Source organism: Psychromonas sp. MME1, from assembly GCF_041080865.1.
Taxonomy (GTDB): Bacteria; Pseudomonadota; Gammaproteobacteria; order Enterobacterales; family Psychromonadaceae; genus Psychromonas.
The window spans coordinates 985397-1008558 of record NZ_CP160906.1 but is presented as its reverse complement, the minus strand read 5'-3'; the positions used below and the strand labels follow the sequence as shown (position 1 = coordinate 1008558).

21 protein-coding genes, 5 tRNA genes and 1 pseudogene are annotated in these 23162 nt (G+C 38.5%); 18 read left to right on the top strand and 9 right to left on the bottom strand.

Going from position 1 to position 23162, the window contains the following annotated elements; translation table 11 throughout:
* Window position 1: 1 nt before the first annotated feature.
* The 4 genes from AB2N10_RS04755 (at window position 2) to tpiA (ending at window position 4829) form a co-directional block, all read left to right on the top strand.
* A complete protein-coding gene (locus tag AB2N10_RS04755) occupies window positions 2-781 on the top strand; it encodes an ATP-binding cassette domain-containing protein (RefSeq protein WP_354625682.1) in 780 nt (259 codons plus the stop codon).
* Window positions 782-905: 124 nt separating this feature from the next.
* Window positions 906-2747 (top strand): GGDEF domain-containing protein, encoded by a 1842-nt coding sequence (locus tag AB2N10_RS04750; protein ID WP_354625681.1) that lies wholly within the window; start codon window positions 906-908, stop codon window positions 2745-2747.
* 144 nt (window positions 2748-2891) lie between these two features.
* Window positions 2892-3821 (top strand): tRNA 2-thiocytidine(32) synthetase TtcA, encoded by a 930-nt coding sequence (gene ttcA / locus AB2N10_RS04745; protein ID WP_354625680.1) that lies wholly within the window; start codon window positions 2892-2894, stop codon window positions 3819-3821.
* A 255-nt stretch (window positions 3822-4076) separates the two neighbouring features.
* Complete coding sequence (gene tpiA / locus AB2N10_RS04740; protein ID WP_354625679.1) at window positions 4077-4829, top strand: triose-phosphate isomerase; 753 nt, start codon at window positions 4077-4079, stop codon at window positions 4827-4829.
* A gap of 88 nt (window positions 4830-4917) precedes the next feature.
* Here tpiA and AB2N10_RS04735 read toward each other — a convergent pair whose 3' ends face one another.
* Both AB2N10_RS04735 and pepN read right to left on the bottom strand, forming a co-directional pair.
* Window positions 4918-5511, bottom strand: a complete 594-nt coding sequence (locus AB2N10_RS04735; RefSeq protein WP_354625678.1) for a PhnA domain-containing protein — start codon at window positions 5509-5511, stop codon at window positions 4918-4920.
* 189 nt (window positions 5512-5700) lie between these two features.
* Window positions 5701-8343 (bottom strand): aminopeptidase N, encoded by a 2643-nt coding sequence (pepN, locus tag AB2N10_RS04730; protein WP_369434402.1) that lies wholly within the window; start codon window positions 8341-8343, stop codon window positions 5701-5703.
* 343 nt (window positions 8344-8686) lie between these two features.
* Here pepN and AB2N10_RS04725 point away from each other — a divergent pair, with 343 nt between their 5' ends.
* From AB2N10_RS04725 to AB2N10_RS04695, 7 genes are all read left to right on the top strand, one after another.
* Window positions 8687-10057 (top strand): MATE family efflux transporter, encoded by a 1371-nt coding sequence (locus tag AB2N10_RS04725; protein WP_354625676.1) that lies wholly within the window; start codon window positions 8687-8689, stop codon window positions 10055-10057.
* 208 nt (window positions 10058-10265) lie between these two features.
* Window positions 10266-10342: transfer RNA gene (locus tag AB2N10_RS04720), tRNA-Pro, on the top strand.
* A 47-nt stretch (window positions 10343-10389) separates the two neighbouring features.
* Window positions 10390-10466 (top strand) — tRNA-Arg (locus AB2N10_RS04715).
* A gap of 18 nt (window positions 10467-10484) precedes the next feature.
* Window positions 10485-10560, top strand: a tRNA-His gene (locus AB2N10_RS04710).
* Between the two features lie 29 nt (window positions 10561-10589).
* Window positions 10590-10674, top strand: a tRNA-Leu gene (locus AB2N10_RS04705).
* 280 nt (window positions 10675-10954) lie between these two features.
* Window positions 10955-11031: transfer RNA gene (locus AB2N10_RS04700), tRNA-Pro, on the top strand.
* A gap of 884 nt (window positions 11032-11915) precedes the next feature.
* Complete coding sequence (locus AB2N10_RS04695; protein ID WP_354625675.1) at window positions 11916-12359, top strand: hypothetical protein; 444 nt, start codon at window positions 11916-11918, stop codon at window positions 12357-12359.
* An 89-nt stretch (window positions 12360-12448) separates the two neighbouring features.
* Here AB2N10_RS04695 and AB2N10_RS04690 read toward each other — a convergent pair whose 3' ends face one another.
* The 5 genes and pseudogenes from AB2N10_RS04690 to AB2N10_RS04670 all read right to left on the bottom strand — a co-directional run bounded on the left by AB2N10_RS04690 (window position 12449) and on the right by AB2N10_RS04670 (window position 15519).
* Complete coding sequence (locus AB2N10_RS04690; RefSeq protein ID WP_354625674.1) at window positions 12449-12787, bottom strand: hypothetical protein; 339 nt, start codon at window positions 12785-12787, stop codon at window positions 12449-12451.
* Between the two features lie 286 nt (window positions 12788-13073).
* A pseudogene (locus AB2N10_RS04685) lies at window positions 13074-13169 on the bottom strand (endonuclease I); the annotation flags it as partial.
* Between the two features lie 38 nt (window positions 13170-13207).
* Window positions 13208-14413, bottom strand: a complete 1206-nt coding sequence (locus AB2N10_RS04680; protein WP_354625673.1) for a hypothetical protein — start codon at window positions 14411-14413, stop codon at window positions 13208-13210.
* A 246-nt stretch (window positions 14414-14659) separates the two neighbouring features.
* Window positions 14660-14956, bottom strand: a complete 297-nt coding sequence (locus AB2N10_RS04675; protein WP_369434401.1) for an EamA family transporter — start codon at window positions 14954-14956, stop codon at window positions 14660-14662.
* Window positions 14957-14964: 8 nt separating this feature from the next.
* Window positions 14965-15519, bottom strand: a complete 555-nt coding sequence (locus AB2N10_RS04670; protein WP_369434400.1) for a hypothetical protein — start codon at window positions 15517-15519, stop codon at window positions 14965-14967.
* Window positions 15520-15751: 232 nt separating this feature from the next.
* Between AB2N10_RS04670 and AB2N10_RS04665 the strand changes: the two genes are divergently transcribed.
* The 7 genes from AB2N10_RS04665 to AB2N10_RS04635 all read left to right on the top strand — a co-directional run bounded on the left by AB2N10_RS04665 (window position 15752) and on the right by AB2N10_RS04635 (window position 20556).
* The gene (locus tag AB2N10_RS04665) at window positions 15752-16162 is read left to right on the top strand and encodes a translesion error-prone DNA polymerase V autoproteolytic subunit (RefSeq protein ID WP_354625671.1); all 411 of its coding nucleotides are present in this window, start codon (window positions 15752-15754) and stop codon (window positions 16160-16162) included.
* The gene (locus AB2N10_RS04660; protein ID WP_354625670.1) at window positions 16162-17415 is read left to right on the top strand and encodes a Y-family DNA polymerase; all 1254 of its coding nucleotides are present in this window, start codon (window positions 16162-16164) and stop codon (window positions 17413-17415) included. Before AB2N10_RS04665 ends, AB2N10_RS04660 begins: the two co-directional genes overlap by 1 nt.
* A gap of 140 nt (window positions 17416-17555) precedes the next feature.
* Entirely contained in the window at window positions 17556-18575 is a 1020-nt protein-coding gene (locus AB2N10_RS04655) for a Gfo/Idh/MocA family oxidoreductase (protein ID WP_354625669.1), read from the top strand.
* 51 nt (window positions 18576-18626) lie between these two features.
* Entirely contained in the window at window positions 18627-18833 is a 207-nt protein-coding gene (locus tag AB2N10_RS04650; protein ID WP_369434399.1) for a hypothetical protein, read from the top strand.
* Between the two features lie 5 nt (window positions 18834-18838).
* The gene (locus AB2N10_RS04645; protein WP_369434398.1) at window positions 18839-19264 is read left to right on the top strand and encodes a hypothetical protein; all 426 of its coding nucleotides are present in this window, start codon (window positions 18839-18841) and stop codon (window positions 19262-19264) included.
* 123 nt (window positions 19265-19387) lie between these two features.
* On the top strand, window positions 19388-19666 hold the full coding sequence (locus AB2N10_RS04640) for a hypothetical protein (protein WP_354625667.1): 279 nt from the start codon (window positions 19388-19390) through the stop codon (window positions 19664-19666).
* 11 nt (window positions 19667-19677) lie between these two features.
* Entirely contained in the window at window positions 19678-20556 is an 879-nt protein-coding gene (locus AB2N10_RS04635) for a putative metalloprotease CJM1_0395 family protein (RefSeq protein ID WP_369434397.1), read from the top strand.
* A gap of 78 nt (window positions 20557-20634) precedes the next feature.
* Here the strand turns inward: AB2N10_RS04635 and AB2N10_RS04630 are convergent, their stop codons facing one another.
* Window positions 20635-21522 carry a LysR substrate-binding domain-containing protein gene (locus tag AB2N10_RS04630; protein ID WP_369434396.1) on the bottom strand — a complete coding sequence of 296 codons (888 nt, stop codon included), beginning with the start codon at window positions 21520-21522 and terminating at the stop codon, window positions 20635-20637.
* 163 nt (window positions 21523-21685) lie between these two features.
* Window positions 21686-23086 (bottom strand): glycoside hydrolase family 1 protein, encoded by a 1401-nt coding sequence (locus AB2N10_RS04625; protein ID WP_369434395.1) that lies wholly within the window; start codon window positions 23084-23086, stop codon window positions 21686-21688.
* Window positions 23087-23162: the final 76 nt, after the last annotated feature.

Below are 23162 nucleotides of genomic sequence, written 5' to 3'. Positions count from 1 at the left end.
AATGCAACCTTTACTGAAAATTAACAATTTAAGCAAACACTACAACCGCAGTGCAAAATTCCTATCATCCGGTTATAGACCGAACCTAGGACCATTAAGTTTCACATTAAATCAAGGGCAAACCTTGGCTATTGTTGGTGAAAGTGGCTCAGGAAAAAGCACCTTGGTAAAAATGATAGCCGGGTTGATCACCCCAACATCAGGCGAAATATACATAAATGGCGAGCCACTGGAGACGATAAGTCAACAACGAAAATGTCAGTCTATTCGTATGATTTTTCATGAACCAAGTAATTCACTTAATCCTAAATCAACCATCGGGCGCATACTTGCGGCACCACTAAAATTAAATACCAATTTCAGTGAAGAAGAGATTCAAGCGCAGATCCTAGATACACTCGAGTTAGTCGAATTATTGCCCGATTATCTTGTTTTTTATCCCAACATGCTATCAAATGTACAACAACACAAAGTAGCGCTTGCTCGGGCAATGATATTAAATCCCGATATTGTTATTGCCGATGAAGTGTTAGCATCATTAGATATTTCTCTACGTTTTAAAATAGTTAATCTATTATTAGATATACAGAAGAAAAAAGGCACAAGCTATATTTTTGTTGCACATAATATGAACTTAGTCAGGCATATGAGTGACCAAATAATCGTAATGCAAAACGGGTTGATTGTAGAATATAATAGTACGGAGGCTATTTATAATTCGCCACAGGCGGAATGTACAAAGCAACTTTTACAGAGTCACCAACCTGATTATAGAAAATAAACGCTTTTTCATTTTTTTTAGATCGTTGATCTATCAATGTAATCGAAACATTGATAAAGTTCTCAGCATCATAATTATGTAAAATTTATATAAACAGTTAATTGAGATCATGGAGTGAACTTCAATGAGCGCATATAAAAAATATATCTGGGTAAATTCTTTGCCTATGATATTACTCGCAATAGTTATCACTTTTGCTGTAAAGCTAATCTTCAATCCAGTGCTTTTTCAGCAACAAGAATCAATTGCAAAGCAATTTCATCTTAGTAATATCGAACCAATAATGAACTCAAGGCAACTAGATTTATTAGTCGCATACAATCTGTTTGATTATATAAAGGTAAACAATAAAACAAGCTCTAACCCTCTTGTTTATGAGAAACCGAATAGAGATATTGCCAGTTATATATTACCTATCGAAATGAGTAAAATAACAGCTAACGATGGTAGCCAAAGCATCGAGTATCGTGCTGCAAACCAATTATTGTTAGATCTGTTTAAAAGTATTTTGGGCGTTTTGTATTTCACGTTAGCAATAGCAATAATTAACATGCATTTAAACTATAACCGTCTTCTAAAACGCATAGAAACCAGCTTGGTTGAAGAAATTAATGACATAAATTCCCCACAAAGCATACTAAGTAAGGTATCTCACTCCATTCGTCAGCAAAAAACAACTTTTCATCGAGCTCTCCAAAATAAAGAACAACAAATTTCTTCCCTCACACATCAGGTTAATACCGATACGTTGACTGGTTTTTTCAACCGTTACGCTTTCCGAGAAGCGCTCACAGCGATCCTCAGTGCTAATGGTGAAATAAAACATGCCATTTTATTTTTTATTCGTGCGAGTGAATTAAATACGATAAATGCAACGGGAGGTTTTCAAAAAGGCGATCAATACATCAAAGATATTGCTCAAATCATTGCTAAAGTTTGTAACGAAATTCAGCATGTTAATACATATCGTCTATGCGGTTCAGACATCGCCATTATCGCTGAAAATATGACCGTTGTAGAAGCACAACGCATTGCCACTAAATTAAAAGTACAGTTCGATCATTACCAAAAGTTAAATCAATTGGACAGCGTTGCCTACAATGGTATTTCTGCCATTGTATCAGGGCAATTATTTGAACAGGCTTTATCACGTACTGACATCGCATTGGCAAAGGCACAAGCTGAAGGTGTCAATTGTTGGGCTTTTCAACAAAATAACACCAGTGAGAAAGAAGAGGGACAACAGCAGTGGAAAATAATCATTGAAAACATCATTGCCAATCAGTCAATCATGTTGTTACATCAACCTATTCAACCAATCCAACGTAATATGAAAGGTTACCAACAAATTTTCACTCGTTTTATTGGTGAAAATAATAACATGATCCCTACTGATACTGTTTTTGCGATGGCTCAACGTGTTGATATGATTATAGAATTAGAAAATATGATCATTGAAACATTAATAAATCAGTGCCGTCATAAAGCCGATGGAAACACACGATGGGGAATTAATTTAACTAGTACCGCCATACAAGATAGCCACTTTATAGTCTGGCTAGAACGTTTATTACTACGAGAGTCTAAAATTGCGTCTTGCCTCATTTTTGAAATGCGTGAACAAATATTAGACGTCAACCTTGCAGCCAGTAAGCGTATTTTTGAAATGCTCAAACGCACAGGTACACGATCTGCTATTTGTAATTTTGGTAAAGGGATAGGTTCATTCCGTTTATTTAAAGAACTCAAACCTAACTATGTAAAAATTGATTCTGGCTTAATAAGCAATATTGAGCGTGATAACACAGACCAGCAATTTCTACGCATGATAATTGATGTCTCTCATCGCATGAACTGCTATGTTATCGCTGAAGGTGTTGAACACTTAGAACAAAAACAGACATTAGAAAGCATGTACATTGATGGCGTTCAAGGTTTTCTTATTGCACGTCCAAGTCCACTCTAAACGACCTAAATAGCAATTATTGCGCTTTATCAGGGGGAATCGATTATTGATTTCCCCTGATTTTATTAGCCTCTTTTTTGCATCTGAAAATTTCTTTTTGTACAATGCACGCCTAATATATCTTCCCATTTATCAAGGCCTACAATGTCACAATTACAGAGTCCAAAACAGCAATTTACCCTCAAAAAATTGAGTAAAGGGCTACGTCACTTAACAGGTCAAGCTATTGCTGATTACAATATGATTGAAAATGGCGACCGCGTTATGGTCTGCTTATCCGGCGGCAAGGATAGCTTTACGATGCTTGATATACTCCTGCAACTTCGTGCTGCAGCACCAATCGACTTCTCAATTATCGCGGTCAATTTAGATCAAAAACAGCCAGGATTCCCGGAACATATTTTACCGCAATACCTCACGACATTAGGGGTAGAATTTAAAATTGTTGAACAAGACACCTACAGTATTGTTCAAGACAAATTAGAAGCAGGCAAAACCACTTGCAGTTTATGCTCTAGACTGCGTCGTGGCATACTCTACAGTACGGCTAAACAACTTGGCGCCACAAAAATTGCATTAGGTCACCATAGAGACGATATGCTGGCGACGATGATGCTCAACCTGTTTTTTGGCGGTAAATTAAAATCCATGCCAGCAAAACTTGTCTCTGATAATGGCGAACACGTAGTGATCCGCCCGTTAGCCTATTGTAAAGAAAAAGAGATAGAACAATACGCACAACTAAAGGCGTTCCCGATTATTCCCTGTAACCTGTGCGGTTCTCAACCCAATTTACAACGCCAATTATCCAAAGAGATGCTTAATGAATGGGATGAAAAATTCCCCGGGCGTCTCGAATCTATGTTTACTGCAATGCAAAACGTGATTCCTTCACACCTTGCAGATACACAACTATTTAATTTCAAAGAAATTAATAAAGATTCTGGGGTTATTAATGGCGGAGATATTGCCTTTGATAAGGAAGATATCCAACAAGCCCCTGTTATTATGGATAACATTGAGGCACAATATTACGCACAACAACCAAGCGTACAAATTAAGCAACTGACCTAATTAACTAATATTTGCTTGTTTTAGATCAGACAATCACTTTATTCGCACTCAAAACAACCTCTTTTCATAAAAAAGAGGTAGGTTTCAGTGTAATGTGATTTATAATCGCTAAAGATTAATACCTATCCACATAAATTGTGGTCATCACTTGTTAAGGAAAATATCATTATTTTAACCAACAAGATAGAATCAGATACCTATGCGGATTGGTCTAACACTACTTATTAACTTTTTATTCTTATTTTGGAGAAAAACATGAGAACACCACTAGTAATGGGCAACTGGAAATTAAACGGCACTAAAGAATCTGTTACAGCACTAATCAAAGGATTAGAATCTGCTGCAGATGCTGCGACCAACGTTGAAGTTGCTGTTTGTCCTCCTGCTATTTTCATCGAGCAAGTTGCAGGATTAGTTGCTAATAACAGCATTAAATTTGGTGCTCAAGATGTAAGTACTCACGTAAATGGCGCATACACAGGTGAAACTTCACCAGTTATGGTTAAAGAGTTTGGTGCTAAATATAGCTTAGTGGGCCATAGCGAACGTCGTCAATATCACAACGAAACTGACGCTGTTGTTGCGGCTAAGTTTGTTGCAATCCAAGAAAATGGATTAGTACCTGTTGTATGTATTGGTGAAACACTTGAAGAGCGTGAAACTGATAAAACATTTGCTGTTGTTGAAACTCAACTTAAAGCAGTTATCGATGTTGCTGGTATTGATGCATTAGAAAACTCTGTAATTGCCTATGAGCCAGTATGGGCAATTGGTACAGGTAAAGTTGCAACTTCTGAGCAAGCTCAAGAAGTACATGCTCATATCCGTAACTGGTTAGCAGCACAAAGTAAAGTTGTAGCAGAAAAAGTACAAATTCTTTACGGTGGCAGTGTTAAAGCTTCTAGCGCAAAAGAATTATTTGCACAAGCAGATATCGATGGTGGTTTAGTTGGTGGTGCAGCGCTTATTGTTGAAGAATTTGTCGGTATTATCGAAGGCGCAAAATAAGCCCTAACAGATAACAACATAAAATATAAAGGCGCTTATTAAGCGCCTTTTTCATTTCTATTATTAATAATGCCATGACATGACTATTTTAATCTTCAAACAATGGCATCTTCTTCAGGAAACAGGTCAACAAAACAAGTCGTACACCATTAACACGCCCTTCTATCTGCTCAGGGTTATCTGTTAAAGAAATATTTCGCACTGGTGTGCCACGTTTCGCTGTAAAACCAGCTCCCTTCACATCAAGATCTTTAATTAATGTTACATTATCACCGGCAACTAAAATCGTACCATTAGAGTCGCGTGTAGGCGCTTTTTCTTCAATCGTATCAGCTGCAACACCATACTCTGCCCACGCTTTTTGTTCATCTTCCATATACATCATATCAAGCAGATCCTGCGCCCATCCTTCACTCACGGCTAATCGCGTCAACATACGGAATGCGGTCACCTGAACAGCAGGAACTTGGCTCCACATACTATCATTGAGGCAGCGCCAATGATTACTATCCATTTCGGATTTTTTCTCTATTTGTTGTAAACAAACATCACAAACTAATATTGATTTGTCTGAATTAGGCTCAGAAACAGGCGGTACTTCATAAACGCTCAAATGGTTAGTTGAGCCACATAACTCACATGATTCGTTACTACGCGCTGCTAGACTTGTTTTAATTGGCATGGATAAACACCCTTAATTTGTGGAAAAATCAATAGTTGACTTGAGAAATAGTGGCATTATAACGTTAATGCTAAAGTAAATGAAAAATTTTTCCTACATAATCATTACCCCATGTTACCTCTGCTGAAATGTCCAAGCTAACAGCTGACATCGCATCTTAAAATAACATGGGTATATAATTGTGCTGGCTTATTGAACTAATGCTTTACTTACTTTTTCAAAAAGATCCAACGAGAGGTTATCTAATGCCAATAAACGGTTTAATTGCTCTTTAATGAGCCCTTTACGTTTTTCATCTAAACGCTTAAATTGAATTAGCGGTGTGATTAATCGAGATGCAACTTGCGGGTTTTGCTCATTAAGTTTAATCAGTTGATCAGTTAAAAAACGGTAACCACTGCCATCAATCACATGGAAAAAATAAGGATTAGCCTGTGCAAATGTACCTAATAACGCACGTACACGATTAGGATTGCTAAAATCAAAACTACGATGATCGAATAACGCTTTGATATTTTCAAGCACCTTAGGGCTAGCCACAGTCGCTTGTAGTGCAAACCATTTATCCATAACTAAACCATTTTGATGCCATTGTTCATCAAAATCTGCCATGACTGAATCTCGACAGCTTAACTGAGCACTATTTGCTGCCGTTAATGCAGCGAGGTGATTGGTCATGTTATTACATTGCGCGATCTGCTCTAAAACCAATTTATCAGCTAAAACAGGATCACCTTTACTAATGTATAACAGCGCCAAGTTAGTTAATTTACGACGCGCTATATCGTCACACTCAGGTTGATAGTCACCAGTAACTTGATAATATTCATAAACCTTAACAAATTCATTTAATAGCTGTTTTGCCAACTCAGCTAACATAAATTCGCGTGCACTATGCAAAGCTTCAATATCGACCGTATCAAATAACTCCATAGCACCGGTTTCACTAATGAAGTCGAACATATCTGCTATTAATGCGGGATCTAAATGTTGTGCAGTCAAAATAGACTTAAAGGCATCAATAAACATGCTTGGCAAGTTCATTGCCTGCTCTGATTTATGCAAATTAACGTTAGCAATGAGGTATTTATTAAATAAATTCTGCCCCGCATCCCAACGAGAGAAATCATCCGTAGCATAAGTGATTAAATGCAACATTTGCTCATCACTGTAGGCATACTTATATTTCACGGGAGCAGAAAATCCACGGAAAATAGAAGGGACGGGCTTTTCATTAATGTTAGCAAAAACAAAAGTTTGCTCTTTATGTGTTAAGCTGAGTACTTTACTTTTTTCTCCGTTCCCCAAATCAAATACTTCACCCGATGGTGAAATCAATTCGATATCGATAGGGATATGTAATACCTGTTTACTTTTTTGATCCGCCGTTGGCAAATTTTTCTGCTTAAAAGTTATTTGATAACTTTTATTAGCTTGATCGTAATAATCACTCACCGTTACTTGCGGTGTCCCCGATTGCGAGTACCAACGTTTAAACAGCGTTAAATCCACCCCACTGGCATCTTGCATGGCGGCAACAAAATCATCACAGGTAACAGCCTGACCATCGAAGCGTTGCACATACAGCTGCATCCCCTGTTGGAATTTTTCTTCACCTAATAGTGTATGCATCATACGAATAACTTCGGAGCCTTTATTATAAACAGTAACGGTATAAAAGTTATTCATCTCCATCACCGATTCAGGTCGAATAGGATGAGACATTGGCCCAGCATCTTCCGCGAATTGATGGTTACGAATAATTTTAACATTGGCGATACGATTAACGCTACGGCTACCTAAATCCGAGCTGAACTCTTGATCACGAAAAACCGTGAGCCCCTCTTTCAAACTCAATTGGAACCAATCCCGACAGGTAATACGATTACCCGTCCAATTATGGAAATATTCGTGACCGATTACCGCTTCAATACCTAAATAGTCTTGATCCGTTGCGCTTTTAGCGTTGGCCAGTACAAATTTAGAGTTAAATATATTTAACCCTTTATTTTCCATTGCCCCCATATTGAAAAAATCGACGGCAACAATCATATAAATATCAAGGTCATACTCTAAATTAAAACGTTGTTCATCCCACTCCATGGATTTTTTGAGGGATACCATAGCATGAGCGGTTTTATCTAAATTTCCTTTATCAACAAATAACTCCAGCGCAACTTCACGACCACTTTTAGTGACAAAGGTATCCTGTAAACAGTCGAAATCCCCTGCAACTAAAGCAAATAGATAAGCAGGTTTTGGGAAGGGATCTTGCCAAGAAACCCAATGGCGTCCATTTTCTAAATCCCCCTGTGCTATGCGATTACCATTTGACAAAAGCGATGGGTAGAGTGTTTTATCTGCACTGATTTTGGTCGTGAATTTAGCCATCACATCGGGTCTATCTAAATAATAGGTGATACGGCGGAAGCCTTCAGCTTCACATTGCGTACAAAATGCATCTCCCGATTTGTATAAACCTTCAAATGCTTTATTTGCTTGCGGATCAATTTCAGTGGTTATTTGCAACTCAAATTCATTTGCTAAACCATTAATTTGCAAGCCCCCTTCAACCTCCTGATAATCATCGTAAGCAATGCCATCAATTAACAGAGAAACGAGTTTCAATTGCTCTCCGTATAAAAAGAGCGGCTTTTTCTCAGCATTGGTTCGATACATCTTGCTCGTCGCTGTTACCACGGTCTGCATATCATAAAGATCAAACTCAAGGTCGATGGTGGTAATAGCAAAATTTGCAACCTGATAATCGGCTAGGTATTTTTCCTGTGGTTTTTTTTCAACCACTTCTTCGATAGAAGCAACTTGGCTCATGTTAAACACTCTTTTTTTTAGATGGAATATTAGCAAGGGTTTGAAAATAGATTACAACTATTTTCGCCGCTTGAAACTCAATAGGGTTAATATACAAGAAGGTGTAATATTTGCTAACCTCTTATTATAAATCTTCTGTAATTAATTACGTGGCACTGATTAAAGCCTTAATTTAGCACATTAACTACTTATTAGCGCCCCTTTCTCATTAGCATGCCCGCTTTATTTGTTACAACCATATTCCCAATTCATCATGGTGCATTGAGTTTGATTGTCATTGCAATAATAAAAAGTAAGGCGTATAACATCGCCATCTTCATACTCTCAGTCATTGGAAAATTACGTGTTTCATCGCCAAGAAATAAACAAACTCATTAAATTAAGTGTCCCCCTTTTTATCGCACAATTTGCACAAACAGCAATGGGTTTTGTTGATACCGTCATGGCAGGTGGTGTCAGTGCTAATGATATGGCGGCAGTAGCGGTTGCATCAAGCATATGGCTACCCTGTATTCTATTTGGCGTCGGCATATTAATGGCGTTAATTCCCCGCATTGCGCAGGCCCATGGTGCAAATGAAACCGATAGCATCCCCTATATAGGCCAACAGGGACTATATCTCGCATTGTTTTTATCTGTGCCAACAATCGTTGTTTTATATAATGTTAACCACATGCTCAATGCCATGGATATCGACATCGCTTTAAAAGAGATAATCAGTCATTATATATTTGTGGTTTTACCTGCTGTCCCTGCTTTTTTATTATTTCAAGCGCTGCGTAATTATGTTGAAGGACTGTCACTGACAAAACCGGCTATGGTTATTGCATTCATCGGATTACTGCTGAATATTCCACTAAACTGGATTTTTGTATACGGCAAATTCGGCCTACCCGCATTGGGAGGGGTCGGGTGTGGCGTTGCCACAACCATCGTTTATTGGTTCATGCTTTTATCGTTAATTGTGTATGTTTTTATTTGTAAAAAACTCAAGTACTACCCGCTTTTTACACAATTTAAACGCCCTAATGGTACGGCGCTATGGTCTATTTTTAAACTTGGTTTACCCGTTGCCATTGCCCTGTTCTTTGAAATCACCATCTTCGCAATGGTTGCCATACTCGTAGCCCCACTAGGACCGAACATCGTTGCAGCCCACCAAATTGCCATTAACTTCTCCTCTATGGTATTTATGCTACCCTTGAGCATAGCCAATGCAGTCAGTATCCGCGTTGGTTTTAATTTAGGCAAAGGCAATCCTAATGATGCCAAACAGTCTAGCTATGCTGGTTTTACATTAGCCTTAGGGACTGCAATCTGTACTGCTTTATTGACTGTATATTTCAGGGAAGATATCGCCTATTTATACACCGATGATCTTAATGTTATACCATTGGCACTTACACTCATCCTATTCGCTGCGTTATATCAATGTACCGATGCGATACAAGTTGTCGCAGCAGGTGCTTTACGTGGTTATCAAGAGATGAAAGCTATTTTTATTCGTACATTTATAGCTTACTGGCTAGTTGGTTTACCTTTAGGTTACCTACTTGGTTTGACAAATTTTATGGTCGAGCCGATGGGAGCTAAGGGATTTTGGATTGGAATTACTGTCGGTTTGACCGTATCTGCTATACTATTAGGTCAGCATCTGTACGTGCTACAAAAACGTTACACAAGTAAATGCCGTGAAAACAATCAATGCGTTTAATAAATCAGCATACAGATAATTTTTAATAAATAATATTTGACGAGACTAACACAACTCAGTAATATCTCGCTCCGTTGTTAAGGCATAATAGTTTAGCAACCATCGGTGATTAGCGCAGCTTGGTAGCGCATCTCCTTGGATTTACAAAGAGTTGGACCAGAGGGTCTGACCCGTAAAATGTAGACTCTAAATATGTAGTACAAAATTTCGGTGATTAGCGCAGCTTGGTAGCGCATCTGGTTTGGGACCAGAGGGTCAGAGGTTCGAATCCTCTATCACCGACCACATTTAAAAACACGTTATAAACGTGTTGTAGAGTACAGACCAACGATGCGCCCTTAGCTCAGTTGGATAGAGCAACGGCCTTCTAAGCCGTAGGCCACAGGTTCGAATCCTGTAGGGCGTACCATTTTTAAAAAGTTTAGTGGCGGATGTAGCTCAGTTGGTAGAGCCCCGGATTGTGATTCCGGTTGTCGCGGGTTCAATCCCCGTCATTCGCCCCATTTTTTGAAGATAAACAGTTTAAATTGTCGCGGAGTTGGCGGAATTGGTAGACGCGCTAGATTTAGGTTCTAGTATCGAAGGGTGTGAGAGTTCAAGTCTCTCACTCCGCACCATTTAGACTTACAAATCATCTTGTTATATTTTTCTAAATAATAAGTTCAATGATTTCAAAAAATACCATCCTCGGTGATTAGCGCTGCTTGGTAGCGCATCTCCATGGGTTTATGAAAAGTTGGACCAGAGGGTCTGACCCGTAAAATGTAAACTCTAAATATGTAGTACAAAATTTCGGTGATTAGCGCACCTTGGTAGCGCATCTCCATGGGTTTATGAAAAGTTGGACCAGAGGGTTAACACCCGTCAAGTTTACTAACTTAAATCCTAAATATAAATCGGTGATTAGCGCAGCTTGGTAGCGCATCTGGTTTGGGACCAGAGGGTCAGAGGTTCGAATCCTCTATCACCGACCACACATAAAAAAACCGCACTTGTTGCGGTTTTTTTATGCCTGTTGTTTAATACGTCTTCGTAAAAATCAATAAAACTCATACCAACTCCGGTAAGTATGTGATCTAAATTTTGCGTAGGAAAAACAGCTTAATTCAAGGCGTAATTTGACGTAAATGGTTATTCCCTTTGCGAAAATTACAACGCAGCAGTAAGTTGTTTTAACCAGTAAAATAGATCAGCTATTTATCGGAATTGGTATCACTACTAAAAATATCTTTTTTTATCGTTAAATAGAGATCACTAAAAATACACAAAAAACCATTTGTGGCCACGCTTGTGCCCAACAACTTCAGAAACGCCATAATATAGCCCACAACAAATGTCATTTTTTTATATTTTAAATACGAGAACAAGGTGAACGAAACAATTGAAATGGCAATCACTACTAACCTTGAACACCTCACAAATTTTCTAATACCGTTACTACTAAGAAAACTAAGTCGCCTTCGCCCCCATGGCGAGCTAGAAAGCGATAAAATAGTAGAAATTTTACTTGTGTGAACTCTGTTTATAATAAAAAAATTAAACTGGTTAATATAGCGGTTTGGCCTTAGAAAGGAAACCAAACAAGAATCATACATTTACGGTTAAAAAAACAGTCGGCCAATATTTTTTTTGATTTACGATTTTATGGCTAATACCGAACAATCAACTAATAAATTTAAGTGGTTAGTATTAATTCTATGGTGAAACAGCTATTTGTATAAGAAAAAACCACCATTTAACATAACAGTCATTTTGCGCATATAGCTGTTTGATTTTATTTAATCTATTGGTGCAATACTTATAAATTGCCTGTTATTATATCAATTATAAATCACAATCTAAAAGCAAAGGAACACTTATGTCACTAGGGAAAGTTATGCTCATGATATTTCTGTTAGGTATCGGAGCATCAGTAATAGTGCCACGGATGCCAAGCAATACTTCAGAGATAAATTGGACTAATGCTAAAAAAGGTGAAGTATGTAAAGCTTATATAGGTTCAATTATGAAAAAGCCTACATCGATAATGACTCACTATAAGAGTGATGATAATGGTTATGTATATGTCAAATATACTGGAAAATGGTTTAATGGTGACACTGTCACTTTTCAATATGTTTGTGACATTGACTCATCAAGTATTGAATATGCTCAATGGCTAATTGAAGATAAATCAATGGGAATGATTGGAAATAAATGGGGTGATTGGAAAGAAAAAGTTAAATATGATTACAATATAGAAAATAGGAAGCTGTCGTTTGTTTCCCCTAAAACATCTCAAAAAATATACGTAACCCTATAAATAAAAAAGTGTATCTGACAATGAGCTACCAATTGTTCATATAGGAAACGAGGGGAAATCGCCCCTCGGTTTTTCTATGGCATGATTGGTTATGACTTAATTGATTCTCTGGCTAAAGATAGCGTCTTGTATAGGATGCCATCGAATACAAAGTTGAACACAATAAACTGTACAAAGTATTTATTCACAACCTCTTCCAGCTCTGTTAATAATGACCTTATTGCGTCCTGTGAAATTAAGCTATCAATCGGATAAGGTAGTAGCATACATATCATCCCTATAAGCCCAATGGCTATTAATAGAAACTGTAATTTTTTAAATAGGATGAACTCTACTTTTTGAATGTAAAGTTTGGGGTTAGTGGTAAATAAATTACCAAAGATAATGGAAATGAAACTCAGTAATAATAATAAACTCTCTATAAACATAATTAGTTCCTCTTTTAGCTGGATACAAAGTTCTAAAATGCAAAAAGCCCACTAAAAAATGGGCTTTTTACTTTGCAGCTGTAATTAATAATTATTCTATTTGATTACCGCATGTACTATTTTACCACTAAAGTTATAAATCTAAGCACCAACAGGCTGTTTATTTACCATAACACCCGTTATACGCATAACTTTGAGGCTACCTGAAATGGTGGTCTTTTTTGTATTTAGCTATAAATTTTCTATCTCGCTTTGTGCCCCTAAGCGACTTACCCTGTACTGGAAATTATTTAGACCTAGTGCATTCACTTACGGAATACATTTTGTCCCACGCGCTCATTAACTGCTTCTGAGACTTGCTCATACTATATCTTGAATACGTTGTGGTGATCATTATTCAACCACAATAACCACTGATATTTAGTCACAGGCACCGCACTTTCTGCAATATTTTCCATGTATATAGGTTTTCATATTGCAATGACCACAGAGCTTAAATTGCATAAAGCCACATATCGGACAAGCATCATTACCGTTTGGTAAATGGACTCCGCAATGTTGACATTGTCCTTTAATAATACGCCGTTGAATGATTTTTTCCGGTGAAAATATTTTTTTCTGCATAAAGTAAATCAAAGCCATAGCAGCTAAAACAGCGACTCCCATCATGACGTAATGCCATATTGCAATAAGCTTTAATGACGCGAGTAATACAAATATATGCTTTAAAAGCTTTTGCGGCACAATATCGTAAATCAGCTCCATCAACTTAAATATTACAGGTATAAATACAACAACTAACAGATGAGATGAGACTAAACTTTGGTATGGCCTATTCGCAACGATGCTTTTGGAGTTCCATAGATAGAAGATGATGACAAGCGGTAGCAAAAATAGCATCTCCATCGCCAAACGCTTTGCTGGATACCAAAAATTTAAATCGCGTAATTCCGCTAAAAGAATGTCTCTATTTTTAGTCGATGAGGTATCAATTACATCAAAAAATTCAACCAGTTGCCGATTATGCATAAGTTCATCGACCAATCCCCCCTCTTCCTTTACTAAGGCATTTAGTTTATTGCTTAATAGCGAGACCTCTTTTTTGAACGAAACGGGATTTTCTTTTGTACTATTATCTGCAATATCCTCTAAAAGCGTTGTATCATATGCCCCCTTTATACGATCAAGTTGAGACTTAACATCAACCACTTGCCCTCTTAACTTAAGCAATAAACTCAGATTGCTAGAAAGTGTTTTATCCGTTTCAATTGCATGCAATAGCGTTGATATTGATAGGCAGATAGGATGCACTTCTTGGTCTCGGTGATTTTCATCTAGATAACCATAATGACTGCGCTGCCTTGAGACCATTTTTGCGGTGAGAGTAAGTCTATTATTCTCATTCCACTGTTCATCAATAACAATATCTCGGCAATTCTGCGGGACGTATTCATAGGGTGTTGTTAACTGTCGGGTGTGATCATCTAAGCCTTGAAAAATTGACATTAAAATGAATAAATCAAGAAACAGTACAATGGTTAACACACTCTTTCCAATCGGTTGATTATTTAGGCGAGTCAGTCCGCTCTTAACTTTATTCACTCTACTTCTGATCGTTATCAGCATGATACTTCCTTGTATATCGTCATGTTACCTGGAGATGTTTTGTTAATCTGGCCTGTCGTACACGGCATTTGCTAATCAATATGATTTTATAATGAAGTTTATCCCGATTACTGTGGCATTGATCGACCTACTCGAAGTTGATAGCGTCCGTTCATCAACAACAGAGAGCATAATGGCTAATACCAATAGGTATGAAATATATTGCCTCAATTTTATGCAGGAAAAGTGCTTAAAAAACATCCTCGCTTATTTTTTGTGGGCAACGGCTGCGTCTCCCTTCGCTAAAATATATATACAGATTCCCCCTAAAATTGCACAGGATGCTAACACTAACCTAAACGTAATTGGTTCGCCCAACAAAACCACACCACCTAGTGCAGTTATTACTGGAACACTTAGTTGAACGGTTGCTGCGCTTGTGGCTTTCAAATAAGGTAAAACGCTATACCAAAGTGCGTAGCCGATACCCGATGCTAACGCACCCGATGCCACGGCATACACAATTCCGGAATAATCGACACTCATTTGCGGTATCATTAACATGCTTACCACTAATGCGAGTGGAGCCGCACGGAGAAAATTACCAGATGTTTCTTGCGTTGCATCACCAGCACTTCGTCCACGCAACGAATAGATCCCCATGCGATACCTGCGCCTAGCATCAGTAGCGATCCCACTAAAGGGGGCGACGCTAACCCAGGCAAGAAAAGCACAATTAAACCACCTAATGCCAACGCAATACCTGAAAACTGTTTAATATTCGTCAACTCCCCGGCAAACACGCCATAACTGATCATTGTAGCTTGCACGGCACCAAACAGCAGAAGCGCACCAGTAGCAGCAGGAAGACTTAGGTAAGCAAATGAAAATCCCGCTGCATAAGCTAGTAGCGAAATCGCAGAAATCCAATTACCTCCCCATATTAGCTGACGATTTTTCAAAGTAACGACGACAGCGAGCATCACGACAGCGGATAAAATTCTAATCGTTGTAAAACTCGCCGCATCAATGTTCGTCTCGTTAAAAGCCAATCTACAGAGCAATGAATTACCAGCAAAGGCGATCATTGCAATGACGGTAACAAGGATTAATCGGGATGATGACATAGAAGAAGTCTCTTATCGGTAACAGTTAATTGCCTTGGTTTATCACGAAGCTCAACCCAATAATGACTTAGGTTTATATAAAGCAATGCAAGGAGGACATTAAGTTAACACTGTTAACAAATGCATTACAACTAATCAACTTCAATATTCCAATAAATCGATTTATTTTTCCCCTTGTACTTATCAATTTGTTCATTATAATAATACTGTTTATTTATACAGCTAGGTCGCTATGAACATTATACCTATACCTGCAAGTGCAGGCATTACCGGATTTGAATCTCCTGCGAGTGATTATCTTCAATTGCCATTAAGCCTCGATGCGCTGCTTGTCGACCACCCAAGCTCAACTTTTATTGGTAAAGCTGATGGCCACTCTATGCAAGGAATTGGTATTTTTAGTGGCGATATTTTAATTATCGACAGACATATTCAGGTTAAAAATCAAGATGTTATTGTGGCAAATTTGAATGGTGAGTTTATTTGCAAAATTATCGATATACCTAATCGGATGCTACTCTCGGCTAATCAGTACTTCCATGCTATATCAATACGAGAAAATGACCAATTTACGATTGAAGGCGTGGTGATCCGATCCATTCGATGTCATCGCCCCAGCCACCTTTTAGAGAATATCACTTAATGTATGCATTAGTTGATGCGAACGCATTTTATTGCAGCTCTGAGCAAGTTTTCCGCCCCGAATGGCGTGGTAAGCCAATGGTTGTGCTATCTAATAACGATGGCTGTATTATCGCTGCGAATAAACAAGCCATATCCTTGGGTATTAAAAAATTTCAGCCCTATTTTAAATATCGAACACTATGTAACACAAAGGGTATAATAGTTTGCTCCTCTAACTATGAGTTATATGGAGATCTCTCTGGCAAAATGATGCAAATTATTGGGCGATTTGCGCCTATACAGCATATCTACTCCATTGATGAATGCTTTCTTTTATTTGCAGATTTTTTAACCATTCCCAACCTTATTCAAGATGCACAGGAAATGCGCAAAGCAGTCTGGAAGGAGGCGCGCTTACCTGTTTGTGTCGGTTTAGGGGCGACGATGACATTAGCAAAGCTTGCCAATCACATCGCCAAAAAATCACCTGACTCGAATGGCGTCTCTCTATTAACCCCTGCTGATATGACGAATCATATCTTCAAAAATATATCGCCTAGTGAGGTATGGGGAATTGGCCGTAAAACAAATAGAAAACTCTGCGATATGGGGGTTAATAGTGTGACCAAACTACTCCAGTTAAAGCGCCATATAATCGAACAAAATTTCAATATTGAATTGCTACGCACTATTCAAGAATTAAATGGTGAAAAATGTAAAGGATGGGATGAAACGCGCGCAGATAAGCGACAAATATTTTCGACACGGAGCGTGGGACAACGTATTGTAAATATCGCCTGTTTACAACAAGCCCTTGTTAAACATATAACTATCGCAGCCGAAAAACTACGTATTCAAGGGTCACTTTGTGGTACTTTAATGGCTTTTGTGGCAAATAGCCCATTTGATACCGCTCCCCGCTATTTTAAGATTATTAAACACTTTACCCCGCCAACGCAAAGCACCCCAACCTTAATTAAAGCAATCACTAATGATATTCAGAGACTTTATATACCCGGTATTCAATATTATAAAATAGGTGTCGGTTTAGTTAATTTGAGCAGTACACACCACCAGCAATATGATCTCTTTAATGACGCCCAAAACGATAATCAACTGATGAATTTAGTTGATAATGTTAACCAAAAATATGGTCGAGATAGCGTACTATTTGCCAGTCAAGGTGTTAATGAAAAATGGTCAATGCGACGGCAGTTTTTAACCCCACAATACACGACTAATTGGAAGGATATACCGAAAATACATTGCTAATTAACCCTCATAGGGGATAGCAAGGAAAAGCGTAACAGAATCAACATCATTATTTGCGTATAGTGGACATTATTTGTAAAGTGACATAGCGCTGTTACCTGCAGCCTCTATGACAACGACAAACGGATAGGAGATAGACGATGAAACTTGGGATTGTTGGTTCAGGAAATATTGTAAAAGAAGCCTTAGCAGCATTGACCTATGTGCCTGAAATAACAATACAAGCGATCGTCGTTCGCGAAAAATCGCGCGCAGTAGCTGAGGAGCTACAGAAACAATATAGCATTAACAAAATTTACTGCGATTACGATCGATTTCTTGAAGATGCTGATATCGAAATGATCTATATTGGTATTCCTAACAGCCTACACCATCACTACAGTAAACGTGCCCTACTCGCAGGAAAACATGTGATATGTGAAAAACCATTTACCTCAAACTATCACGAACTAAAAGAACTCGCAGATTTAGCACGAGAGAAAAAATTATATCTGTTCGAAGCGATCACCTTGATCCACTCAAAGAACCTTGCCTATGTAAAGGAAAAGTTAGCTGAAATCGGGGAGATTAAACTAATACAGTGCAATTACTCACAGTTTTCCAGTCGTTACCCTAAATACCAACAGGGCGAAGTATTAGCGGCGTTTGATCCAGCCTACTCAGGCGGCTCGCTGTTCGATATCAATGTCTATAACATTCACTTTGTTTGTCGACTTTTCGGTAAACCAGAATCGCTACATTATCACGCTAACATCGGTTTTAATGGTATCGACACTTCAGGTGTTTTAGTGATGAACTACCCGCATTTCACTGCGATATGTAGTGCCGCTAAAGATTCACAAAGCCCATGTCATGCAACGGTGCAAGGTACAAAGGGTTACGTGAAAATAGCCGGGCCAACTAACGAAGCTAAAGAGGTAGAATTTAAGTTAATAGAGGAGGCTTCTATATCAACCAATAAAGGGGAATATAGCAATCGTATGGTTGATGAATTTAAAGTATTCGCGGCTCTCTACCACAGTAACAATTATGCCGCTTGTTTAGCATTGCTGGACCACTCACTCGTGGTAATCGACGTGCTAACTGAAGCTCGCCTACAAGCCGGTATACACTTTCCTAACGATCTGCTATCCGAGCTAACACCTGACAAGGCATCTTGATATATTGGCAGAAAATATTAGCAACAACCTTAATTAACGCTGAGGGAAAATATGTCGCAACCGATAGAAATGATCATCGCTGGTGCAACTGGTTTAGTGGGAAAATCAACATTAGAGGCAGCATTACAGTGCGAAAAAATAACCCATGTCTATTCGCTTTCGCGACGCCCAATTACAATAAAAGCCGCTAAATTAACCCAGTGGTTAGATGAAAAATTAGATATTCCTAGTTTTATAGATCCCCAAAATTTCCAATAGTTGCGGTGATCGCACTAGGCACAACCATCAAAAAAGCGGGTAGTAAAAAGCAGTTACACGCTATCGATGTAGAGCTCGTGATTAAGGTCGCAAAGGATATGCTCACATTAGGTGTAGAGCATATTATTGTCATATCATGCTTGGGCGCCTCCCCTAAAGGGGTTTCTCATTACCTTCGTTGTAAAGGGGAGATGGAAATGAGGCTACAGCAACTCACTTTTAAAACAATTACATTTCTCCAACCAGGTCCCTTAGCTGGGCCACGTGATGACCCTAGAATGGATGAAAGAGTACTACAATGTGTTATGCAAGTGATTAGCCCATGCATGCTAGGTTCATTGCAAAATTATAAACCGATTGATGCCACTGATGTAGCTAAGGTAATTATCCACTTAGCAACAGAACAGCTGGATTTGAAAAAAAACAGGTAAAACGCCTAACCAGCTCACAAATGCAATCACTAATTAGTTAGTTTAATTTATATACAATTAAGATAGAAATTTATCCATTAATGTACCATAATTACCCTATCTGTATTAATTGAGGCTATGACAATGGACATTTCCGGCACAGCAAATGTTATCAAGCAACCAGTCACCTTACAACGAAATGATCCCTATGATTCAAAACAGCAACAACTTGCTACTGAAACTCAAAAGCAAGCGCAAAGCGTCGATAAAATAACCACCGAGCAGCCAGTACAAAAAAGTACTGAGGTTAATAAAGATAAGGTTAATGCACGTGTTTCAGAATATCAATCCCTTTCATCTTCATCAGGCCATCAAGTGACTGCCGATGAAGCGGTGGGCAGTTTGATTGATGTTCGAGTTTAGCAGTCGCTGCTATGAATATCAGTTTAACGACTATTTCATTACCCTTTGCGAACGGCGCTCCCCTTGCACCAAGCCGTTCGGAAAAAACGCCGGAAGCGGTTAATTTAAATGCCCACACCACAGTGTCAATTAGTACGGTAACGGATGCGACACAAAGTAACATTGCCCCCCCCACTTACCAAAGGCCAATAAATAAACAGGCTGATGGTATTGCCTCTCCATCATTAAATCCCAATGAAACAAAGCAACAAGGTGAAGAGCCCGTAGTGCAAGATGGCGATCAAACCATTGTGCCAAAAGATAAGCAATCAGATCCTGAAACACCGCGTACGACAAATAGTAGGCAGGAGCAATATAGCGATGCTGAATTGAAGGAAATCAGCTCATTAAAAATGCGCGATACTGAAGTCGAAATTCATGAAAGAGCGCATTCTTCAGTAGGAGGGCAATATGCTGGAGCCCCCAGCTATACCTATCAGACTGGACCTGATGGGGTAAAATATGCCGTTGCTGGCAAGGTTTCCATTGACACCTCTGCCATTGCCAATGATCCAGAGGCAACTTTACGTAAAGCACAACAAATAAAAGCAGCGGCTTTAGCGCCCGCAGAACCATCAGGACAAGATAAACGGATAGCAGCCAAAGCAGACCAAATGGCGGCACAGGCAAGAAATGATATATTACAAGAAAATCAGAAAAGTGATGATATAAAGGGAGCAGCATCCAGCCACTCTGGCTACTCACGACCAGAGCACTTTGCTGGTGAACAATCGTTACAAAAAGAACATGATACTGACCAAACAGTGCAACACCGTATTCAACAGATCCACACTCTCTATGAAAATTCATCCATCAGTAAAATCAACTCAACCTTCCATAGACAAATCTAGCTTCGCTATTTTGCTTGTATAAACGGCTTTATATTTACTCCTAAATATTGAATTTGCCATTAATAGCAAAAAGCAATTTCAAAAATTCCGCCAATGTTGACTGAATGTAATAAAACGCTGTAATAACGGGGAGATATATTTTTCTTTATGATGTATTAAATAATATTGCCTTATTTGATTTTTCGGCAAATTTAACATGCTAATTCGATTAGCTTTGACTGCATGTATAACGGCTAACTTTGATAAACAAGCAATCCCCAACCCCGCTGCGACACTATTAATAATGACCTCTGTATTTGTGAGTTGTAGCGCCACCTTGTAGTTTTTTAAATGTGGCTCTAAGTAGCGCATAAAATAGTGTTTAGTACCCGACCCCTCTTCACGAAAAATCCACGGCTGATTATCTAAATCGGAAATATCTGTGAGCACGGTTTTACTCAATGCGGAATTGGGTGCACAGACAATGCACATTTCATCGGATAACCATGGCTCTATATGAATACTATCATCGTGAACTTTCCCCTCTACCAAGGCGACATCCAATTCAAATTTAGCTAATTTCTCATAAATAGCAGCACTATTTGAAACAAATAGCGTTTGCTTGAGGTGTTCTGTTTCTAAGCGAAAGTCTCGAATTATAAACGGAGCTAATTGATTACCGATGGTATTACTCGCGCCAATTTTTAACTGGCCCGTTAAACCAGATTGTTCATCAAATAAACTCGTCATATGATCGGCACGAGTAAGAAGTTCGTCAGCTAATGGTTGTAGCTTTAAGCCAAACGAATTAATCAACAAACGATTATTATGTCGGTCAAATAGTTGATGACCTAATTGCTTTTCTAACTCGCTAAGCGCCATACTAACTGCCGGTTTTGTTAAATAGAGCTTTTGCGCAGCCAGCGTAATTGATTTTTCTTGAGCAACCATTTTAAATATATTTAATTGCCTTAATGCAATATTCATTTATCCCCCGATTTAATACCATCTGCCTTGCTTCGCTATCATCCATTACTCGAAAAGTGAATAACAATGACCTCACGTTACATCAGCTCTGTTAGCCGATCTGGCACTTAACAAAGTAACTTGAGGTAACAGAGGTAGAAGATTGCCGAAATTTCTTTGATAACTATACTGGCGGTTGAAGATTTTGTCCCTTTGATTGGATAATATCCTGATACCAATAAAAACTTTTTTTACGTTTGCGCATTAAACTGCCCTGACCATTATCATCACGATCGACATAAATGTAACCATAACGTTTAGACATTTGTGCCGTAGAAGCACTGATTAAATCGATAGGACCCCAGCTGGTATAGCCCATTACCTCTACCCCATCTTGCAGTGCTTCACCAACTTGATATAAGTGATCATTGAGATAGGAAATACGATAATCATCTTCAATCTCCCCCTGTCCATTAACCTTATCAACTGCGCCTAAACCATTTTCAACGATAAAGAGTGGTTTTTGATAACGGTCATAGAGTAAATTAAGCACAATCCGCAAACCTTTTGGATCAATTTGCCAGCCCCAATCTGTAGATTTAAGATAGGGATTGCTGCCCATTTTTAATACTTTTTCATCAACTATTTCCATTTCAGCATGTGTGGTGACACAGCCCGTCATGTAATAGCTGAAAGAGATAAAATCAATAGTCTCTGTTAACGCTTCCTTATCTTCTTCATTAATATCCAATTCAACACCTAACTCTTTAAATTTACGCGTCATATAGCTTGGATAATAACCTCGGGACTGCACATCACCGAAAAATAACCATTCTCGATTTTCTTGCATAGCAGCAAAAATGTCATCGGGATGACAAGTTAAAGCGTATTGAATAGCACCGAGCATCATATTACCTATTTTGCCATCGGCTACCAGTTCGTGACAGGCTTTAACAGCCTTAGCACTCGCGACAAGTTGATGATGCATTCCTTGATATAGACTTTGAGGGTCGCTCCCCCGAGGAATACCAGCCCCTGTAAAAGGTTCATGCAGCGAAATATTTATTTCATTAAAAGTTAACCAATGTTTAACTCTATGACCGTAGCGGTTAAAAACGACACGTGCGTAACGTTCAAAAAATACAATTAATTCTCGACTTTTCCAACCTTGATAATGCTCGGCTAAATACAATGGCATCTCATAATGCGAAAGAGTCACCAACGGAACCATGCCATGCTTCTCTAACTCATCAAAAATTTTGTCATAGTATGCCAAACCAAGTTCATTTGGCTCTAATTCATCACCTTTTGGAAAAATACGACTCCATGCGATTGATAGGCGAAAACAAGTAAACCCCATCTCAGCAAACAGAGCAATATCTTCGGGATAACGATGATAAAAATCGATCGCGGTATCTTTGATATTAAAATCACCTTGGTGACGTGTTTTTAATTCGCCAAACGTGCCAAAGGGCTGCACATCAGAGGTTGAGAGCCCTTTACCATCGATATTATAAGCCCCCTCAATTTGGTTAGCAGCAGTCGCCCCTCCCCATAAAAATTCATTCGGAAAACGAAAAGACATAAAAGCTCCTTAATAAGTTTTGGTTACTAGATTGCTAAACAGCAAACAACCAAATGATTGCTATAATCATATGAAA

Bases quoted from the DNA above. Each gene is read 5' to 3' on its own strand.
- AB2N10_RS04755 (WP_354625682.1), top strand. From the start codon at position 2: ATGCAACCTTTACTGAAAATTAACAATTTAAGCAAACACTACAACCGC.
- AB2N10_RS04750 (WP_354625681.1), top strand. From the start codon at position 906: ATGAGCGCATATAAAAAATATATCTGGGTAAATTCTTTGCCTATGATA.
- ttcA (WP_354625680.1), top strand. From the start codon at position 2,892: ATGTCACAATTACAGAGTCCAAAACAGCAATTTACCCTCAAAAAATTG.
- tpiA (WP_354625679.1), top strand. From the start codon at position 4,077: ATGAGAACACCACTAGTAATGGGCAACTGGAAATTAAACGGCACTAAA.
- AB2N10_RS04735 (WP_354625678.1), bottom strand. From the start codon at position 5,511: ATGCCAATTAAAACAAGTCTAGCAGCGCGTAGTAACGAATCATGTGAG.
- pepN (WP_369434402.1), bottom strand. From the start codon at position 8,343: ATGAGCCAAGTTGCTTCTATCGAAGAAGTGGTTGAAAAAAAACCACAG.
- AB2N10_RS04695 (WP_354625675.1), top strand. From the start codon at position 11,916: ATGTCACTAGGGAAAGTTATGCTCATGATATTTCTGTTAGGTATCGGA.
- AB2N10_RS04690 (WP_354625674.1), bottom strand. From the start codon at position 12,787: ATGTTTATAGAGAGTTTATTATTATTACTGAGTTTCATTTCCATTATC.
- AB2N10_RS04680 (WP_354625673.1), bottom strand. From the start codon at position 14,413: ATGCTGATAACGATCAGAAGTAGAGTGAATAAAGTTAAGAGCGGACTG.
- AB2N10_RS04675 (WP_369434401.1), bottom strand. From the start codon at position 14,956: ATGTTAATGATACCGCAAATGAGTGTCGATTATTCCGGAATTGTGTAT.
- AB2N10_RS04670 (WP_369434400.1), bottom strand. From the start codon at position 15,519: ATGTCATCATCCCGATTAATCCTTGTTACCGTCATTGCAATGATCGCC.
- AB2N10_RS04665 (WP_354625671.1), top strand. From the start codon at position 15,752: ATGAACATTATACCTATACCTGCAAGTGCAGGCATTACCGGATTTGAA.
- AB2N10_RS04660 (WP_354625670.1), top strand. From the start codon at position 16,162: ATGTATGCATTAGTTGATGCGAACGCATTTTATTGCAGCTCTGAGCAA.
- AB2N10_RS04655 (WP_354625669.1), top strand. From the start codon at position 17,556: ATGAAACTTGGGATTGTTGGTTCAGGAAATATTGTAAAAGAAGCCTTA.
- AB2N10_RS04650 (WP_369434399.1), top strand. From the start codon at position 18,627: ATGTCGCAACCGATAGAAATGATCATCGCTGGTGCAACTGGTTTAGTG.
- AB2N10_RS04640 (WP_354625667.1), top strand. From the start codon at position 19,388: ATGGACATTTCCGGCACAGCAAATGTTATCAAGCAACCAGTCACCTTA.
- AB2N10_RS04635 (WP_369434397.1), top strand. From the start codon at position 19,678: ATGAATATCAGTTTAACGACTATTTCATTACCCTTTGCGAACGGCGCT.
- AB2N10_RS04630 (WP_369434396.1), bottom strand. From the start codon at position 21,522: ATGAATATTGCATTAAGGCAATTAAATATATTTAAAATGGTTGCTCAA.
- AB2N10_RS04625 (WP_369434395.1), bottom strand. From the start codon at position 23,086: ATGTCTTTTCGTTTTCCGAATGAATTTTTATGGGGAGGGGCGACTGCT.